General features: G+C 66.9%; 11 protein-coding genes and 2 riboswitches. Of the genes, 6 read left to right on the top strand and 5 right to left on the bottom strand.

All coding sequences use genetic code 11. The features are described 5' to 3' along the window. The first annotated feature begins 182 nt into the window (after window positions 1–182). Window positions 183–2360, top strand: coding sequence for a primosomal protein N' (locus H4O11_RS06095; RefSeq protein WP_182338514.1), 2178 nt, complete (start codon window positions 183–185; stop codon window positions 2358–2360). A gap of 142 nt (window positions 2361–2502) precedes the next feature. Here the strand turns inward: H4O11_RS06095 and H4O11_RS06090 are convergent, their stop codons facing one another. Further along, window positions 2503–3123, bottom strand: a complete 621-nt coding sequence (locus H4O11_RS06090) for a glutathione S-transferase family protein (protein WP_182338513.1) — start codon at window positions 3121–3123, stop codon at window positions 2503–2505. Window positions 3124–3183: 60 nt separating this feature from the next. Beyond that, window positions 3184–4008 (bottom strand): NYN domain-containing protein, encoded by an 825-nt coding sequence (locus H4O11_RS06085; protein WP_182338512.1) that lies wholly within the window; start codon window positions 4006–4008, stop codon window positions 3184–3186. A gap of 104 nt (window positions 4009–4112) precedes the next feature. On the opposite strand from H4O11_RS06085, the gene H4O11_RS06080 reads away from it, so the two are divergent. Next, complete coding sequence (locus H4O11_RS06080) at window positions 4113–5396, top strand: NAD(P)/FAD-dependent oxidoreductase (protein ID WP_182338511.1); 1284 nt, start codon at window positions 4113–4115, stop codon at window positions 5394–5396. A gap of 112 nt (window positions 5397–5508) precedes the next feature. On the opposite strand, the gene H4O11_RS06075 is transcribed toward H4O11_RS06080, so the two are convergent. Beyond that, on the bottom strand, window positions 5509–5829 hold the full coding sequence (locus H4O11_RS06075; RefSeq protein ID WP_182338510.1) for a GIY-YIG nuclease family protein: 321 nt from the start codon (window positions 5827–5829) through the stop codon (window positions 5509–5511). 41 nt (window positions 5830–5870) lie between these two features. Beyond that, window positions 5871–5961, top strand: a riboswitch (glycine riboswitch). 12 nt (window positions 5962–5973) lie between these two features. After that, window positions 5974–6067, top strand: a riboswitch (glycine riboswitch). Between the two features lie 80 nt (window positions 6068–6147). Between H4O11_RS06075 and H4O11_RS06070 the strand changes: the two genes are divergently transcribed. The 4 genes from H4O11_RS06070 to H4O11_RS06055 all read left to right on the top strand — a co-directional run bounded on the left by H4O11_RS06070 (window position 6148) and on the right by H4O11_RS06055 (window position 14342). Then, window positions 6148–6765, top strand: a complete 618-nt coding sequence (locus H4O11_RS06070) for a trimeric intracellular cation channel family protein (protein ID WP_182338509.1) — start codon at window positions 6148–6150, stop codon at window positions 6763–6765. A 223-nt stretch (window positions 6766–6988) separates the two neighbouring features. Continuing rightward, window positions 6989–8155, top strand: a complete 1167-nt coding sequence (locus H4O11_RS06065) for an MdtA/MuxA family multidrug efflux RND transporter periplasmic adaptor subunit (protein ID WP_182338508.1) — start codon at window positions 6989–6991, stop codon at window positions 8153–8155. Then, window positions 8152–11238: a multidrug efflux RND transporter permease subunit gene (locus tag H4O11_RS06060; protein WP_182338507.1), complete on the top strand. Its 3087-nt coding sequence runs from the start codon at window positions 8152–8154 to the stop codon at window positions 11236–11238. The genes H4O11_RS06065 and H4O11_RS06060 overlap by 4 nt, the downstream gene beginning before the upstream one ends. 2 nt (window positions 11239–11240) lie before the next feature. After that, window positions 11241–14342, top strand: coding sequence for an efflux RND transporter permease subunit (locus H4O11_RS06055; protein WP_182338843.1), 3102 nt, complete (start codon window positions 11241–11243; stop codon window positions 14340–14342). Window positions 14343–14393: 51 nt separating this feature from the next. Here the strand turns inward: H4O11_RS06055 and H4O11_RS06050 are convergent, their stop codons facing one another. Beyond that, window positions 14394–15488: a 3-deoxy-7-phosphoheptulonate synthase gene (locus H4O11_RS06050; RefSeq protein WP_182338506.1), complete on the bottom strand. Its 1095-nt coding sequence runs from the start codon at window positions 15486–15488 to the stop codon at window positions 14394–14396. 250 nt (window positions 15489–15738) lie between these two features. Beyond that, entirely contained in the window at window positions 15739–17961 is a 2223-nt protein-coding gene (locus H4O11_RS06045; RefSeq protein WP_182338505.1) for a fimbria/pilus outer membrane usher protein, read from the bottom strand. Window positions 17962–18011 lie beyond the last annotated feature (50 nt).

Here is an 18011-nt window from a genome sequence, read left to right as displayed (position 1 = left end):
CGTGATCGGTACTTGCCGTGTTCCGCCGGCTCTAACACACAGACTTATCCCCAGAAAATGTGGATAACCCTGAATCTTCAATGGACTCCGATATTTAGCTCGCATTCAAACACTCAACACTGAACCGCAAGGTCGTGGAACCCGGATATTGGTCCGGCTGAACAGGCCGCTACACTGGCGGCATGGCTGCCCCCCTCCCTACCCTGCGCGTCGCCCTGGCGGTGCCGCTTCCCCAGCTTTTCGATTACCTGGCCCCCGCCGGGCCGGCACCGGACACGGCCGTCGGGTGCCGGGTGAAAGTGCCTTTCGGCCCGCGCGAGCTGGTCGGGCTGGTGGTCGAAGCCGGCCAGGTGGATGCAGGCACCACGCTGCGCCAGGCGCTGGCCTGGCTGGACCCGGCGCCGCTGTTGCAGGGCGAGCTGTGGAGCAGCCTGCAATGGCTGGCCGGTTACACCCATGCGCCACTCGGCGAAGTAGTGTCCACCGCATTGCCCGGACCGCTGCGCCATGGCGATCCGCTGCCCGATACCCATCACTGGGGCTGGCAACTGACCGGTGAAGGCCGGCAGCAACGCGACACCTTGCGCGCCGGCAGCCGTCCGCGCCAGTTGGCCGAGCTGTTGGCCGATGCCGTGGTGGACGAGGATGTCATCGCCGCGCGCATGGATGGCTGGCGCGTGGCGGCGCGCAGCCTGGCCAAGCGCGGGCTGGCCGAGAAGGTGGCACTGGGCGTGGCCCCGCTGCAGGCCAATCCGCTGCCAGGCCCCACCCTCAACCCGGACCAGGCCGCGGCGGTGGAAGCGATCACCGCCGCACAGGGCTTCGCGCCGTTGCTGCTGGACGGCGTCACCGGCAGCGGCAAGACCGAGGTGTACCTGCAGGCCATCATCCACTGCCTTGCGCGGGGCCGGCAGGCGCTGGTGCTGGTGCCGGAAATCGGGCTGACCCCGCAGACGCTGGCCCGTTTCCGCGGCCGGCTGGGCATCGCCGTGCACGCGCTGCATTCGGGGCTGGGTGACGCCGAACGCGGCCGCGTCTGGGCGGCTGCGGCACGCGGCGAGGCACGGGTGATCGTCGGCACCCGTTCGGCCATCTTCACCCCGCTGCCGGAAGCCGGGTTGCTGATCGTCGATGAGGAACACGACAACAGCTACAAACAGCAGGATGGCATCCGTTACCACGCCCGTGACTTCGCCCTGGTGCGCGGCAAGGCGCTGGGCGTGCCGGTGGTGCTGGGCAGCGCCACGCCGGCCCTGGAGACCCTGCACAACGCCCATGCGGGTCGCTTCACCCATCTGCGCCTGAAGCAGCGCGCGGGCGAAGCGCGGCCACCACGCGTGCGCATCCTCGACGTACGCAAGCGTCCGCTGCGCGATGGACTTTCGCCGGAGGTGCTGGAAGGCATCGCCACCCATCTGGGCAATGGCCAGCAGGTGCTGGTGTTCAAGAACCGTCGGGGTTACGCGCCGGTACTGCTATGCCACGACTGTGGCTGGACCGCCCCCTGCCAGCGCTGCGACGCGCCGATGACCGTGCACGGTGCCGGCCGGCGGCTGCAGTGCCACCATTGCGGTGCGCGACAGCCGACGCCCCTGGCCTGCCCGGCCTGCGGCAGCCTGGCACTGCAGCCGCAGGGCATTGGCACCGAGCGGCTGGAAGAACATCTGGCACAGGCCTTCCCGGACGTGCCGGTGCTGCGCATCGACCGCAGCACCACCTCGCGGCGCGATGCGCTGGAACAACAACTGGCCACGCTGGGCGACCAGGCCGGCATCCTGGTCGGCACGCAGATCCTGGCCAAGGGCCACGACCTGCCGAAGCTGACGCTGGTGGTGGTGGTGGGCATCGACGAAGGACTGTTCTCCTCCGATTTCCGTGCCACCGAGAAGCTGGCCCAGCAACTGATCCAGGTGGCTGGCCGCGCCGGCCGCGCGCGCGACCCCGGCGAGGTCTGGCTGCAGACCCATCATCCGGGCCACCCGCTGCTGGAAACCCTGGTCAACGGCGGCTACCACCCTTTCGCCGCGGCTGAACTCAACCAGCGCCAGGCCGCCGGTTTCCCTCCGTTCGCGCACCTGGCGCTGCTGCGTGCCGAGGCGCAGCAGGTGGAGCATGCCAATGCATTCCTGTTGGCCGCGCGTGCGCTGCTGGGCGAGCAACCGCGCCTGGAAGCCTTCGGACCGATGCCTGCGCCGATGCCGCGCCGGGCTGGCTACCAGCGCACCCAACTGCTGCTGTCCAGCGCGCAGCGGCCGGTACTGCACGCCGTGCTCGACCACGTGGTGCCGCTGCTGCATGGCCTGCCCGAAGCGCGCCGGGTGCGCTGGTCGCTGGACGTGGATCCGGTAGACCTGTACTGACCATTGTCCGTGGTAGCGCCGAGCCATGCTCGGCGGATTGCGTCGGACCTCATGACGCCCGGCCAATACCGCCTACCGCGTGCTCGCCGAGCATGGCTCGGCGCTACCCACCTCAGGCTGGGCGCTACCCGCACCAACCTGCTCAGGTCATCGGCGTCATCACGCCACGCTGGTAGGCGGGGCGTTCGCGCAGGCGTGCATGCCAGTCCGCCAGGTGCGGCAGGTCCGGACGCTGGATCGGCATTTCATACCATGCATACACCAGCGCGCCGAGCGGTATGTCGCCCATCGCGAAGGCATCGCCAGACAACCATGGCTGCCTGGCCAGCGCCGCATCGGCCATGCCCAGCAGGTCTCCTGCCTTGACCAGCGCCGCACTGATGCGCGCCTCGTCGCGGTCCGCCGGCGCAGTGCGCATCACGCCCCAGATCAGCTCGCTGTATACCGGCGCCATGCGCGAGGTGGTCCAGTCCATCCACTTCTCGCCATGCGCGCGCTCGGCCGGATCTTCCAGGTACAGGCTACCCAGCGCATAGCGTGCCGACAGATAACGCACGATGGCATTGGATTCCCACAGCGGCAGGCCATTGTCTTCGATGGCCGGCACCAGCCCGTTGGGATTCATGGCCTGGTAATCGGCCGACTGCGTTCCACCGAAGCTGCCCCCCACCTCGATGGATTCATACGGCAGCCCGATTTCCTCGGCACACCACACTACCTTGCGCACGTTGCTGGAATTGCGCCGGCCCCATATTTTCAGCATGTATTTTTCCTTGCAGGCAAACGTGCGCCCGTCAGGCGCGGGACCGTTACCATAACCCCATCACGCGGCATCGGCCTTGCCGGCTTTTGCCGCCCGCTTGGTCGCCGGCTTGGCCGCCGGCTTCTTCGCCAATGCGCGGGCGTAGGATGACTTGCCGTCCTTCTTCATTTCGAACAATCCGATCGCCGCCAACAGGTCGCTGAGCTTGCCGTAGCCATAGTTGCGCGGATCGAACGAAGCCTGGTTGCCGATCTGGCTGCCGACCGGCCCCAGGTGCGACCAGCCGTCGTCGCCCTCGGCCGATGCCACCGCGCGGCGCAGCAGGTTCACCAGCTTGGTATCGCTGCGCATTTCCGCACCGGTCTTGCGCGGCCGTGCTTCGCCGCTGCTTTCACCCGGCACGGCAGCGCCGGCCTCCGCTTCTGCTTCCGGTGGGCCGGAATGTGCCTGTCCCAGCGCCTCCACGTAGGTGAACTTCGAACAGGCGTTGACGAAGGGTTCCGGTGTCTTCTTCTCGCCGAAGCCATACACCTTCACTCCGTCGGTCAGCAGGCGCATCACCAGCGGGGTAAAATCGGCATCGCTGGAGACGATGGCAAATCCATCGAGGTTGCGCGCGTACAGCAGGTCCATCGCATCGATGACCATCGCCATGTCGGAGGCATTCTTGCCGCGGCTGTAGGCGAACTGCTGGATCGGCCGGATCGCGTATTCGTGCAGCACCGCTTCCCAGCTTTTCAGGTTCGGGCTTTTCCAGTTGCCATAGGCACGGCGTACATTGGCCACGCCGTGACGGGCAACCTCGGCCAGCACCTCCTCGATCTTCGCAGCTGGCGCATTGTCGGCATCGATCAACAGGGCGATGCGCTTTTCGGGCTCGGACATACCAACTCCAGGCTGACGGTAGGCAGGGGACAGTATGTTCCAGCACGGCGTGCCCCGGCGTGACATGCGATCATCCCATCGCCCCCACCTCCTGGAGCTACGCGATGACGCGCGAGCGCACCCCCCACCTGGTCGTCGTCGGCGGCGGCTTCGCCGGTCTCTGGGCCACCCGTGCCCTGGCCAGCGAGCGCATCCGCATCACCCTGGTCGACCGACGCAACCACCACCTGTTCCAACCGCTGCTGTACCAGGTCGCGACGGCCGGCCTGTCAGCCCCGGACATCGCCGCGCCGCTGCGGCACATCCTGGGCCACCAACGCAACGTCGAAGTGCGGCTGGGCGAGGTGATCCGCATCGACAAGCAGGCGCGCAACGTGCACCTGGCCGATGGCGCCACGCTGGAATACGACAGCCTGCTGTTGGCCAGCGGCGCCACCCATGCCTACTTCGGCCATGACGAGTGGGCCAAGGACGCGCCTGGCCTGAAGACACTGGATGACGCCATCGCCTTGCGTCGTAAGTTGTTGCTGGCATTCGAGCGCGCCGAGGCCGAGCCGGACCCGGGGAAAAAGGCCGCATGGCTCAGTTTCGCGGTGGTCGGCGGTGGCCCCACCGGCGTGGAGCTGGCCGGTACGCTGGCCGAAATCGCGCGGCACACCCTGCGCAACGAGTTCCGCCACATCGATCCGGCCTCGGCCAAGGTGCGGCTGGTCGAAGCCGGCCCACGCGTGCTGTCCTCGTTCCCGGAAACGCTGTCACTGAAGGCGCGCCGGCAGTTGGAGAAACTGGGCGTGGAAGTGGTCACCGGCACTCCGGTCAGCGCCATCGACAGCTTCGGTTTCCAACTGGGCGAGCAGTTCATTCCCGCACGCACGGTGGTGTGGGCGGCGGGCGTAGCGGCCTCGCCACTGGGCGCCACGCTGGACGTGCCGCTGGACCGTGCGGGCCGCGTGCAGGTACTGCCGGACCTTACCCTTCCCGACCACCCGGAACTGTTCGTGGCCGGCGACCTGGCCGCATTGACCCAGGCCGACGGGCGCCCGGTCCCGGGCGTAGCGCCGGCCGCCAAGCAGATGGGCAAGCACGTGGCCGACACCCTTCGCGCCCGCCTGCACGGCAAGCCGGAGCCCGGGCCATTCAAGTACGCCGACTATGGCAACCTGGCCACCATCGGCCGCATGGCGGCGATCGTGCACCTGGGCAGGCTGCAGTTGTCGGGCGTGCTGGCCTGGTGGTTCTGGCTGGCCGCGCACGTGTTCTTCCTGATCGGTTTCCGCAACCGCATGGTGGTACTGCTGAACTGGGCGGTGGCGTACTGGAGCTACCAGCGCAGCGCGCGGATCATATTCGGCGACGTGAAGCCGCCGAAGGAACCGCCGCGCGACTGAGCGGTGTCTTACCCCTGCGCTCGCCGAGCATGGCTATGCCGGTCTTCCTGCCCGGCACCCTTCGGGCCGTCGCAAGCGACGTTGGCAGCGGCTCCTGCCGCCGCCTTCGGCACTAACGGGAATTACCTGCCTTCGGCGCTACCGGGGTCCGCTCTGGTAGCGCCGAGCCATGCTCGGCGGACGCCAGCCACGCCAGCTTGCGCGCCCGGGGCTGTTGTTTCAGCTGCCACTCCGCGCGCGATGCTTCCGCCCGGTCCGCATACTGGCGCACCGCCACTATCCGCAGCGGTGGCCGTGAGCGGGTATAGCGCGCGCCCTTGCCGGCCAGGTGCATGGCGAAACGCGCCTGTACATCGGTGCTGATGCCCGCGTAGTAGCTGCCATCACGGCATTCGAGCAGGTACAGGAACCAGGGGACGGAAGAGCGGGCCATGCCCGCGATTATCGCTTGTTGCAGTGCAGCGGTTACACTGGTGCCCGGATGCAGGAGAGAGGTGCCAGGCAGGCACCCGCCGAAGGCGCAGGCTCCCATGATCGCTCAGGCCGGTGGGGTTGGACCCCATCAACCATGCATCCGACTCGCCGAGCTGGAGAGAGGTCCATCCGGACCCGCCGAAGGGGCACGCGGCACACGCCGCTGAACTCTCAGGCAAAAGGACAGCGGGAGCGGCACCGGCCAGCTTCGTTCGTCGTTGCGCAGGCAACGGCAGGTACGCGGCGTGGCCGGCCCTACCGCGTCCGGAGCCTGCCCATGTTGCTGTCCATCATCTATCTCATTGCCATTTCCGCCGAAGCCATGACCGGCGCGCTCGCCGCTGGCCGGCGCCGCATGGACCTGTTCGGCGTGGTGATGATCGCCTGCGTCACCGCCCTTGGCGGAGGATCGCTGCGCGACATTATCCTCGGCCACTACCCATTGGCCTGGGTGGAACACCCGGAGTTCCTCGGCTTCACCATGTGCGCCGCACTGATCGCCACCTGGCTGGCACGCTGGATGCACCATTTCCGTCGCACGTTCCTGGTGCTGGATGGACTGGGGTTGATCGCCTTCACCCTGATCGGCTGCGCGATCGCCCGTGAAGGCGGCCATGCCACGCCGATCGTGCTGATCGCCGGCATGCTCACCGGCGCCTTCGGCGGCGTGTTGCGCGACATCCTGTGCAACGAAGTACCGCTGATCTTCCAGAAGGAGCTGTACGCCATCGTGTCATTGCTTACCGGCGCCGCCTACCTGCTGTTGCTGCGCTGGGGCGTGGCCGACAACGTGGCCATCCTGTGCTGCCTGGCCGGCGGCTTCGCGCTGCGCCTGCTGGCGATCCACTACCGCTGGGAAATGCCGAAGTTCGTGTATCACGACGAAGTGCATTGAGGCGCATGGGGCCGGATTCCCGAAGGAACCTGGCCCCATGACCAAGGTCATGCGGAAATCCATGCCGCTTCCGGCTAACATGACGCGCCCGTCGCATCGCGGCGGTATCCAGCCACGCTGCCCCTGCGGCCCCGCCAGACAACCCTTTCCCTCGTTGCCAGGCCGCGCAGCCGTGCGTCCGGCGCCGTAATTCCCTGCGCCTGCGCAGGGTGCAGGATGCCCCATGTCCGTCGCTGATCCGTCGCGCTTCCGTCGTGCCCGCACGTTGCTGCTGGCCGCTTCCCTGCCCATCGCCGGACTGCTGGCGTGGTGGGCCTGGCCACACGCTGCCGACGATGCGACCAGCAACGAGGACAATGCCAAGGCCACGCCGGTGCGCGTGGCACGCGCCAGCGCCGAACCACTGCAACTGCGGCTGAAAGCCATCGGCACGGTGACGCCGCTGCATAACGTGGTGGTACGCAGCCGCGTGGATGGCGAACTGCTGAAGCTGCACTTCCACGAAGGCCAGCACGTGGATGCCGGCACCCTGCTGGCCCAGATCGACCCGCGGCCGTACCAGGTGCTGCTGGCACAGGCGCAAGGCACCCAGCAGCAGAACCTGGCCGAACTGGAAAATGCCGAACGCCAGCTGCAGCGCTTCCGCGAACTGCAGGCGCAGGACTATGTGTCCGCACAGGAACTGAGCGACCAGCAGAGCAAGGTGCGGCAGCTGCAGGGCCGGCGACAGAGCGACCAGGCCACGGTGGACGAAGCGCGCCTGCAGTTGCAGTACACCCGCATCACCGCGCCGGTAAGCGGACGTGTCGGCCTGCGTCGGGTAGACATGGGCAACCTGGTCCGCAGCAGCGATGCCGACGGGCTTGTCACGCTGGCACAGACCGCACCGATCAGCGTGCTGTTCACCGTGCCCGAGCCCGAGCTGCCGGCGCTGCTGGATGCGGTACGCACGCAACCCGCCCTGGCGGTACAGGCCTGGGACCGCGAGGAACGTCGCGCGCTCGCGCACGGCACGCTGTCCAGCGTGGACAACCTGATCGACACCGGCACCGGCACGCTGAAGCTGCGCGCGCTGTTCGCCAACGCCGATGAGGCGCTGTTCCCGAACCAGTTCGTCAACATCCGCCTGCAGCTCGGCGAACAGGCCGCGGTGGTGATCCCTGACGCGGCAGTGCAGTTCGGCAGCAAGGGCAACTACGTGCATGTCATCGACGAAGGCAACAAGGCACAGCGACGCGACGTGGTGCTGGGGCCGGCTGACGGCACCCGCGTTTCGGTGCACAGCGGCCTGCAGGCCGGTGAGAAAGTGGTGGTGGAAGGCATCGACGGACTGGAAGACGGCAGCGCGGTACGCATCATCACCGAGGACGCAGCGCAGGCAGGCACATGAACCTGTCGCGTCCCTTCATCCTGCGCCCGGTCGCCACGACCCTGCTGATGGTGGCGCTGCTGCTGGCCGGCGGGCTGTCCTATCGGCTGCTGCCGGTGGCTGCATTGCCGCAGGTGGACTACCCGATCATCCAGGTCACCACGCTGTATCCCGGTGCCAGCCCGGAACTGACCACGCGCATGGTCACCGCACCGCTGGAAAAGCAGCTGGGGCAGATTCCCGGCCTGAAGCAGATCGCTTCCACCAGTTCCGGCGGCGCGTCGGTGATCACCCTGCAGTTCGCACTGGAGGTATCGCTGGGCGTGGCCGAGCAGGATGTGCAGGCAGCGATCAACGCCGCCGACGGTTTCCTGCCCGATGACCTGCCGGTGCCGCCGGTTTACCGCAAGGTCAATCCGGCCGACACCCCGATCCTGACCCTGGCGGTGACCTCGCAGGGCATCGCCCTGCCGCAGGTGCACGACCTGGTCGATACGCGCGTCGCACAGCGCCTGGCGCAGCTGCCCGGCGTCGGCCTGGTCAGCCTGGCCGGTGGCCAGCGTCCAGCAGTGCGCATCCAGGTCAACCCGGCCGCACTGGCCGCCAACGGGCTGGGCATGGACCATATCCGCACGGCGATCGCGGCGGCCAACGTCAACCTGCCCAAGGGCAGCTTCGATGGCCCGATCCGTGCGGTGATGCTTGATGCCAACGACCAGATGCGCAGCGTGGAGGAATACCGCGCGTTGGTGCTGAGCTGGCGCGACGGCGCGCCGCTGCGGCTGGGCGACGTGGCGACCATCACCGATGGCGCCGAGAACCGGCAGCTGGCCGCATGGTCCGGCACCACCCCGGCGGTGCTGGTGAACATCCAGCGCCAGCCCGGCGCCAATGTCATCGCGGTGGTGGAACAGGTGCGCAGCCTGCTGCCGCAACTGCAGGCCGCGCTGCCCGCCGGAGTGCGGATGGAGGTATTGAGCGACCGCACCGAATCGATCCGTGCCTCCGTGCGCGGCGTGCAGAAAGAGCTGGTACTGGCGATCGGCCTGGTGGTGCTGGTGACCTTCGTGTTCCTGCGCAACATCCCGGCCACCCTGATTCCCAGCGTGGCGGTGCCGTTGTCGCTGGTGGGCACGTTCGCGGTGATGCTGCTGGCCGGTTTCTCGCTCAACAACCTCACCTTGATGGCGTTGACCGTCGCCACCGGCTTCGTGGTCGACGATGCCATCGTGATGCTGGAGAACATCGCACGCCACCTGGAAGAAGGCGAGAGCCCGCGCGAGGCTGCCTTGAACGGCGCGCGCGAAATCGGCTTCACCCTGGTGTCACTGACGGTTTCGTTGATCGCGGTGTTGATCCCGCTGCTGTTCATGGCCGACCTGGTCGGCGCGCTGTTCCATGAGTTCGCCATCACCCTGGCCGTGGCCATCGGCATCTCGCTGCTGGTGTCACTGACCTTGACCCCGATGCTGTGCGCCCGCTTCCTGCGCCCGCACAAGGGGCCATCCCGCTCGGGTGACATCTTCGACCGCATCATCGCCGCCTACGATCGCCAGCTGCACTGGGTACTGCAACGCCAGCCGTTGATGCTGCTGGCCACGGTGGCCACCCTGGCGCTGACCGTCGCGCTGTATGTCGCGGTGCCGAAGGGTTTCTTCCCGGTACAGGACGCCGGGCTGGTCCAGGGCATCAGCGAGGCGCCGCAGGCGATTTCCTTCCGCGCCATGCGCGAGCGCCAGCTGGCCCTGGCCGAGGCGATCGAACAGGATCCGGCAGTGGCAAGCCTGTCGTCGTACATCGGCGTGGACGGCAACAATGCGGCGCTCAACACCGGGCGGCTGCTGATCGAGCTGAAACCGCACGGCGAACGTGGCGACGATATCGCCACGGTGATGGCACGCCTGCAACGGCGCGTGGCCGACATTCCCGGCATCACCCTGTACCTGCAACCGGTGCAGGAGCTGGGCATCGAAGACCGCATCAGCCGCAGCCAATACCAGTTCACCCTGACCAGCCCGGACATGCAGGCGCTGCAGGAGTGGACACCACAACTGTTGCAGGCACTGCGCCGTTCACCGGCACTGGCCGACGTGGCAAGCGACCTGCAGATGCAGGGCCGGCAAGCGCGCGTGGTGATCGACCGTGATGCCGCCGCGCGCCTGGGCGTATCGGTGGAGGCCGTGGCCGATGCGCTGTACGACGCCTACGGCCAACGCCAGATCTCCACCATCTTCACCCAGGCCAGCCAGTACCGCGTGGTGCTGGAAGCCGATCCGGCGCACCAGCCGGGGCCGGATGCCATCGCCGGCCTGCGCGTGCGCAACGCGCAGCAGCAGACCGTGCCATTGGGAGCGGTGGCACGCATCGAACAGGGGCCGGCCCCGCTGCTGCGCAACCATGTCGGCCAGTTCCCTGCGGCCACGCTGTCGTTCAATCCCGCACCTGGTGCATCGCTGGGGGAAGCGGTCGCCGCCGTTGAAGCAGCACGCGCGGCGATCGCGCTGCCGGCCAGCATCGACCTGCGCATGCAGGGCGCCGCGGCCGCGTTCAACAGTTCGCTGTCCAGCACGCTGTGGCTGATCCTCGCTGCCGTGGTGGTGATGTACATCGTGCTGGGCGTGCTGTACGAGAGTTTCATCCACCCGATCACCATCCTGTCCACGCTGCCGTCGGCCACCGTCGGCGCGCTGGCGGCACTGTGGATCAGTGGGCGCAGCCTGGACCTGATCGCGGTGATCGGGATCATCCTGCTGATCGGCCTGGTCAAGAAGAACGCGATCATGATGATCGACTTCGCGCTGGATGCGCAGCGCACTCGCGGCATGGCCCCTCGCGAAGCCATCCACCAGGCTGCACTGCTGCGCTTCCGGCCGATCCTGATGACCACCCTGGCGGCCCTGTTCGGTGCGGTGCCGCTGATGCTGGCCAGTGGCTCCGGGGCTGAACTGCGCCAGCCGCTGGGCTGGGTGATGGTCGGCGGCCTGCTGGTCAGCCAGGTGCTGACGCTGTTCACCACGCCGGTGATCTACTTGGCGTTCGATCGCCTGCAACGTCGTCGCCGCGCCACGGGCACGGCGGCGGCCAGCGATGGAGCCAGTGCGTGAACATGGCCGCGCGCATCGCGCGGGCCTGCGTGCAGCGCCCGGTGGCGACCATCCTGCTGGCAGTCGCGCTGGTGCTGGCCGGGCTGATGGCCTTGCGGCTGCTGCCAGTGGCGCCACTGCCACAGGTGGACTACCCGGCCATCGAAGTCAGTGCCAGCCTGCCCGGCGCGTCGCCCGAATCGATGGCGGCCACCGTAGCCACGCCACTGGAACGCGCGCTGGGCAGCATTCCCGGCATCACCAGCCTGGAATCGTCCAGCTCGCAGGGCCAGACCGAGATCGAACTGGAGTTCGTGCTCGATCGCAACATCGACGAAGCCGCGCGTGAAGTGCAGGCCGCGATCAACGCCGCACGCGGCCAACTGCCAAGCGGCATGCCCGGCATGCCCGAGTACCGCAAGGTCAATCCTTCGCAGGCACCGATCCTGGCACTCGCGTTGACCTCGGACCTGCTCTCGCCAGGCCAGCTGTACGACATCGGTTCCACCGTACTGGCACAGAAACTGTCACAGGTACCGGGCGTGGGCGAGGTACAGGTCGGTGGCAGCGCGTTGCCCGCCGTACGCGTGTCGCTGGACCCGAACGCACTCAACCACGCCGGGCTGGCATTGGACGAGGTGGCACAGGCCATCGCACGCGCCAATGCCATGCGCCCCCTCGGAACCGTTGGCAACGACGAACGCCAATGGCAGCTGGAGGCGCCCCTGCAGCTGCGGCAGGCCGCGCAGTACCGCGATCTTGCCTTGACCGTAAAGGACGGTCGCCCCCTGCGGCTGGGCGACGTGGCGCAGGTCGCCGACGGCGTGGAGGACCGTTACTCCAGCGGCTTCCACAACGAGCGCCCGGCCGTGCTGCTGATCGTCAGCCGCCAGCCGGGTGCCAACATCATCGCCACCGTGGATGCCATCCAACGGCAACTGCCGCAGCTGCATGCCCTGCTGCCGGCCAACGTGGACATGCAGCTGGTGATGGACCGTTCGCCGGTGATCCGCGCCACCCTGCATGAAGCCGAGTTGACCTTGCTGCTGGCCATCGTGCTGGTGGTACTGGTGGTGCTGGGATTCCTCGGTCACTGGCGTGCCGCGCTGGTGCCCAGCGTGGCGATCCCGGTGGTGCTGTTCGGCACGCTGGCGCTGATTGCCTTGCTCGGCTTTTCGCTCAATACGCTGTCGCTGATGGCACTGATCGTCGCGGCGGTACTGGTGGTGGACGACGCCATCGTGGTGCTGGAAAACATCGCCCGCCATCGTGAGCTCGGTGCGGACCGCTGGCAGGCGGCGGTCCGTGGTGCCGGCGAAGTCGGCGCCACGTTGGTGTCGATGAACCTTGCGCTGGCGGTAGTGTTCGTGTCCATCCTGTTCATGGATGACTTCGTCGAACGCCTGTTCCGGGAGTTCTCGCTGACCCTGGTGGCGGCAATGGCGGTGTCGGTGGTGGTCGCGTTGAGCCTGGTACCGATGCTGTGCGCGCGGCTGTTCGCCGATGCCCAACCCGAACCATCGCGCTGGCAGCGATGGAGCAATGGGCTGTTCGAACGCGTACGCAGCGGCTACCTGCGTACCCTGGACAAAGGCCTGCTTCGGCTGCGCTGGCCGCTGCTGGTGTTCCTGGCGGTGATCGCGCTCAATGCGTGGCTGTTCCAGCAGGTACCCAAGGGCATGGTGCCGCAGCAGGATACGGCGCAGCTGCGCGGCTTCGCCCGTGGCGATGACGGGCTCTCCTTCCAGGCCATGCAGCCCAAGATCAACGCCTACCGCAGGCTGCTGCTGGACGACCCGGCCATCGAGGACATCATCGGTTACATCGGTGGCGGCATGGGGGTGAACAACGCCTTCATCATGATCAAGATGAAGCCGCTTTCCGAGCGGCGGGTGTCCAGCCAGCAGGTGATCGACCGGCTCCGTGCGAACCTGCCGCCGCTGCCTGGCGGCAACCTGTACCTGTGGGTGGACCAGGACATCCGCCTGGAGGGGGCCGGTGAAAGCGGCAAGCAGGAACTGCAGTTGCTGGCCGCCGACCTGGCGCCGCTGCGCGAATGGGCACCGAAAGTCAGCGCCGCGTTGAAAGCCCTGCCTGAACTGGTGGACGTGGAGGCGCAGGGCGAAGCGGGCATGCGCCAGGTGGTGCTGGACATCGACCGCGAAGCGGCCGCGCGGCATGGCGTGGACGTGCGTACGGTCGCCAACGTGCTCAACAACTCTTTCAGCCAGCGCCAGGTGGCCACGCTGTATGACAGCCTCAACCAGTACCGGGTGGTGATGGAGCTGGACCCGCGCCATACCCAGGACCCGACCACGCTGCAGCAGTTGCAGGTGACGGGCAGCGAAGGCCAGCGCATCCCACTGTCCAGCATTGCCAGCTGGCGCTATGGCATGGCCGCCGACCGCGTGCATCACGCCCAGCAGTTCGCTTCGATCTGGATCGAGTTTGCGTTGGCGCCCGGCGTGAACCTGGAACGGGCGGTCGCTGCAATCGATGGCGCGATGGCCGGCCTGATGCTGCCGCGCACCGTGCAGGCAAAGCTGTCAGGCGAGGCGGCCGGGCTGGAACAGATGCGCCAGCGCCAGCTGTTGCTGCTGCTGGGCGCCACGCTGGCGGTATACCTGGTGCTGGGCGTGTTGTACGAAAGCTTCCTGCAGCCGCTGGTGATCCTGTCCACGCTGCCCTCGGCGGGCGTCGGCGCGCTGCTGGCACTGTTGCTGTTCGGCAACGAGCTGAACCTGATCTCGCTGCTGGGCCTGTTCCTGCTGGTCGGGGTGGTGATGAAGAACACCATCCTGCTGGTCGATTTCGCGCTGGCCGCCGAGCGGCGCGGATCGAGCGCGCATGATGCGGTGCTGGAAGCCGCACGGTTGCGCCTGCGGCCCATCCTGATGACATCGGTGGCGGCCCTGCTGGGCACCTTGCCGCTGATGCTGGCCGGCGGCGAGGGCTGGGAACTGCGGCGCCCGCTGGGCATCGCGATCGTTGGCGGACTGCTGGTCAGCCAGTTGCTGACCCTTTACACCACCCCGGCGATGTACCTGGCGCTGGCGCAGCTGCGCAGCGCCAGGCGCATCGCCGGTGCGGACGCGGTGGCTGCCAACTCCGCCAACCACCGCTGATCACGGCGCGCCCCCGCAGGCAGCATCCGTCATCCACACACGTACCACCGCTCAGGCGGCTTCGATTTCCATTTCAGCTTCAACGGCTGCCACGGCTTTGCGGCGCGCGCGCACCGCAGCGGCCAGGCGCTGCAGCACCACTTCGGTGGTGGCCCAGTCGATGCAGCCGTCCGTGATGCTCTGGCCATGCACCAGCGGCTGGCCTTCCACCAGTTCCTGGCGACCACCGACAAGGTTGCTCTCGACCATCACCCCGACGATGCGCTGCTCGCCACCCGCCATCTGCACGGCGATGTCTTCGATCACCTTCGGCTGGTTGTCCGGATTCTTCAGGCTGTTGGCATGGCTGGCATCGACCATCAACCGCGTGGGCAACTTCGCCTTGGCCAGCACCTGGCAGGCATCGGCAATGCTGGCCGCATCATAGTTCGGTTGCTTGCCGCCACGCAGGATGACATGGCAATCGGGGTTCCCGGCAGTGGCCACGATGGCAGTGTCGCCCTGCTTGGTGACCGACAGGAAGTGGTGCGGATTCATCGCCGCGCCGACTGCATCGGCAGCGATCTTGATGTTGCCATCGGTGCCGTTCTTGAAGCCCACCGGGCACGACAGCCCCGAGGCGAGCTCGCGGTGCACCTGGCTTTCCGTGGTGCGTGCGCCGATGGCGCCCCAGGCCACCAGGTCGGCGATGTACTGCGGCGAGATCACGTCCAGGAACTCCACGCCGGCTGGCAGGCCCAGCTTGTTGATGTCGCGCAGCAGGCCACGTGCGATGCGCAGGCCCTTGTTGATGTTGAAGCTGCCATCCAGGTCCGGATCGTTGATCAGCCCCTTCCAGCCCACCGTGGTGCGCGGCTTCTCGAAGTACACGCGCATGACGATTTCCAGCTCTCCGGCCAGCGCATCGCGCAGCGGCCTGAGCTTCTGCGCGTACTCGATGGCGGCCGCCGGGTCGTGGATCGAGCATGGCCCGACCACCACCGCCAGGCGATCGTCAGCACCGTGCAGGATGGCGTGCAGTGCACTGCGCGAGGCACTGACGGTGTCGGATGCTTCATCGTCGCAGGGCAGCAGGGCCAGCAACTGCGCCGGCGGCGTCAGCGGCTCGATTTTTCGGATGCGAAGGTCGTCGGTATGGGGGGGCATGGCAGGGATCTCCGGAACGTGTGGGGGTCCCCAGCGTGGCGGCAAAAAAAAGCCGCCAGGTTCGCTGGCGGCTTTCGGGAATGCGTCTGAAGGTTTCTTCAGGGTGAGCGCAGTCCTTCCTCCGCCAGTGGCTTCGGAAAGTAATACCAGTAAAAGCTGGCGGGGGCTGCGTTCATGGCAGGCATTGTCAGCACATATCCGCGCCAGTGCAACAGTTTCAATCGCAACGGCGCCATCGATGCCGGGAATGTCATGGCAACGGGGCCGGCATCGGTTCAGGCTTGATCGGCACCACCAGCACCGCGCCCGTGGTGGGAACCACCTCCCGGAACAGCGTGTCGTAGTCATAATCGTCCCCCAGCTTGATGCTGTCCAATCCGAGCCGGTTGACCCGATAGGGAGTGAGGTAGGACACCACCGCGCGCCCTCGTCCATCCGTCCGCGTGGCCATCTGGCCATCGATGCTGGCGTCGCTGAATCCGGGCGCATCGATGATGCCCACTGTTTCACCCAACGGCTGCCCCAGCACCACGCCACCCGGCCAACCGATGATGCTGCCTTCCAGGCTGGCGTCGGCGCGGCGGTTTCCCCCGCCCTGCGTATAGCCCAGGCCCCAGCTTGCAGCATCAGCCTGGTAATTGACGCGCACGCTGTCCGCGCTCTTGCTGCTGTCCTTGTAAGCGCGCTGCTGGTTCAGGACGTAGTTGAGTCGATAATCGCGCATCCCCGAACCGGCTACGCGGTTGTTCCATGTCATGCCGCCCTCTTCATCGCGGTCTGCGCTGACGGCATAGCGCAGCGTGTTGTCGCGCACCGTACCCAGCGGAATGCTCAGGCTGAACTGTGCCGAGGTGACGCCCGTCGTGCCGACGCGATTGTGATTGGCCTGCACGTCCAGGTCGAAACGGCTGCCGTACCAGGTCATGCCGATCTGCGCCGACGTCCGCCGGCGCGTATCGGACGCGTAATCCAGGCGGGTAAGCGTGGCATACAGGTTGCCGGTATCGCCGACGTTCTGCTTGAGCTCCATGCGGACCTGGGTCCGCGGCTTGGTCTCCGTCACCCACTCATCGGCGTGCTCCTCGCCCACGAGGTCACGCCAGAAAGCAACCTGTTCATCACGCGCGAACAGGGATTCAAGGGTACGGAAATGGCCAGCGTCGAAGCGACGATAGTCCAGGCTGACACCCGTGCCGATGGTTGCGAAGGACTTGGCATAGCGCAACCGCCACTGCCGCCCGGCCGCCTCGGCGATGGCCTGCCCGATCCGCGAGCGCGATACGTCCAGCGACAGCGCACCGCCCTTGTCCAGGTCCCAGCCCATGCCGAACGATCGGCTTTCGTAGCCGCTGCTGGACAGCGCACCGACGTACGCACTGAGTTTATACGGCAGTCCGTAGCCAGCAGTGGCCTGGAGAAAGTCATCGCGCGGATATGCGTTGCCGAAGAGCGGGCGGTACTGGCCTGCATTCACCGAATACTTCCAGACCTTTCCGTGCGTCAACAGCGGCATCGCCGTGTAAGGCACGATCGACACGTGCTCGGTGCCATCGGCCTCACGCACGGTGACCCGGATATCGCCGGAAGAGGACGGCGGCCGCACGTCGTACAGCACGAAGGGGCCTGGAGCGACCGAGGTGTGATAGAACAGCACGCCTCCCTGCCGGACCAGCACTTCCGCATTGCTGTTGGCAACACCCCGCACGACCGGCGTGAATGCTTCCAGATAGTCCGGCAGCAGGCTGTCCTCGGAAGATATCCGCGCGCCGGTGAATGGAATGCTGGCGAACAGCAGACTGTCGGTATATCCCTCTCCGATCAACATCCTGCTGCGCCACTTGCCGATGTCACGGGTGAGATAGGTGTTGTCGCGCGTCCAGCGGGGGTCGTTCGCACCGCCCACTGACAACGATTTGTCACGCGCATAGTTCAGCGTGGAACGGGCCCGCCACGGGCCGAAGTTGAATCCGGGATTGAGCGTGGCGTACACCGTATCGTTGCGCGTGCTGACCCCGTCGATGGTCCTTGTGCCTTGTGCTGCGTTGACCTGGTAATCCAGGCGCACGGCGCTCACGCCGTCCTCGTACCGGGAAAAGGGAACATCGCCACGCGCACGGCTCATCAGCTCGTCTTTCACCCGGACATTCAGCTGGTGGCGCTGCGCATCGTAGCGCCTGCGCACCACCGGTTCGTCATCATCATCGTCACTGTCACTGTCCTGGCTGTTCGACTCCACGGCTCCCGCATCCGTCGCGGCGGCCATGTCCGGTGGCACGGCTGGCTGCGGCTGCACGCAGTTGGCATGGTCGGCAATCTCCGAATCCGCTGCGAAGGAAGCAGTCGACGCCACGCCCCATTCCATCCAGTGCGACACCAGTGCACAGGGTTGTCCATCATCACGGATGCGCAGCCACGAGTACCCCTTCCAATGGCCGTTGATGATCACGCTCATGCGCACGGGTGAAGCGGTCATGCCGGGAAACATCCGCGTCGGATCTTCGACTGCGTCATCGGCAGGCGATG

This window comes from Stenotrophomonas tumulicola, assembly GCF_014117215.1.
In the GTDB taxonomy this organism is placed as follows: domain Bacteria; phylum Pseudomonadota; class Gammaproteobacteria; order Xanthomonadales; family Xanthomonadaceae; genus Stenotrophomonas; species Stenotrophomonas tumulicola.
The sequence above is the reverse complement of the archived record's forward strand: the minus strand, read 5'-3'. Positions and strand labels throughout refer to the sequence as shown.